The 898-nt window shown below is 54.3% G+C and carries 1 protein-coding gene and 1 tRNA gene; both read left to right on the top strand.

Translation table 11 applies throughout. The annotated features are described in order from the left end of the window. The first annotated feature begins 292 nt into the window (after positions 1 to 292). A complete protein-coding gene (locus tag NF78_RS27830) occupies positions 293 to 571 on the top strand; it encodes a hypothetical protein (protein ID WP_035995085.1) in 279 nt (92 codons plus the stop codon). 122 nt (positions 572 to 693) lie between these two features. Then, positions 694 to 766, top strand: a tRNA-Ala gene (locus NF78_RS27825). Positions 767 to 898: the final 132 nt, after the last annotated feature.

The raw sequence follows: 898 nt of genomic DNA, 5'->3' as shown, positions 1-898 counted from the left end.
AATACGAACAAAAATGGAATGAACAACAAAAGAAAAAGCATGATATAAAAGAGTAGATCTCTTAATTCCCTTGATCTACTGTCCGAATCTAAGGGTTCACTTCAGGTTTTAGGTTTCAGGTGTCAGGTTTTAGGTTTCAGGTTTTAGGTTTCAGGCCCGATAGCCAACTAGCCAACATCCAATACCGACCCACCCCTGAAAACCCAACATCCGACACCCAACATCCGACACCCAATACCCGACACCCGCCGCCCGACACCCGACACCCGACACCCAACACCCGACACCCACCATGCCAGATTCTCCTCTAGAAGGCCCAGCCCTAGTCAAAGAAGTGTGCCGCCGCATTCGCCTGGCCCGCAGCTACTGGGATGCCCACAACAATGCCGCTTGCCGGGGCGAGCGGGAAAAGGCGCTGGCGCTCTACAACACCCTGACCAAAGAGCAGAAGGACCAGATTCCTCAGACCCTCAGGGTGTGGCTGCGCTACCGCAGCGAGAAGTACTTCGGCGCGCACCGGACGCCACCGGGGAATAAGCGGCGATCGGCCAAGCACCGGGGGAAGAAGTAGGCGAGGGTTTTGGTAGAATGCTGATGGTTTAGGGGAATTAGCTCAATTGGTAGAGCGCTGCGTTCCCGCCAGGGTGGCCGCAGGCCAATCGCACCGTTACGGTGCATCGCACAGCTAAATACGGGGAATTAGCTCAGTTGGTAGAGCGCTGCGATCGCACCGCAGAGGTCAGGAGTTCGAATCTCCTATTCTCCATTCTCTCAAACCCATACAGGTCAAGGGCTGGTTGACTGACAAAAGTTGAATTTAGGCGACGGAGAGGCCTGCTAAGCGGTGGTTTCGGAGATTGAAGAGGTCAAGGGGGAGTCAGCGTTCTAAGCTTAGATA

This window comes from Leptolyngbya sp. KIOST-1 (genome assembly GCF_000763385.1).
In the GTDB taxonomy this organism is placed as follows: domain Bacteria; phylum Cyanobacteriota; class Cyanobacteriia; order Phormidesmidales; family Phormidesmidaceae; genus Nodosilinea.
Note: the sequence above shows the minus strand (reverse complement) of the source record. Positions and strands in the feature narration are given on the sequence as shown.

Coding starts and splice junctions, on each gene's coding strand:
- NF78_RS27830 (WP_035995085.1), top strand. CDS start 293: ATGCCAGATTCTCCTCTAGAAGGCCCAGCCCTAGTCAAAGAAGTGTGC.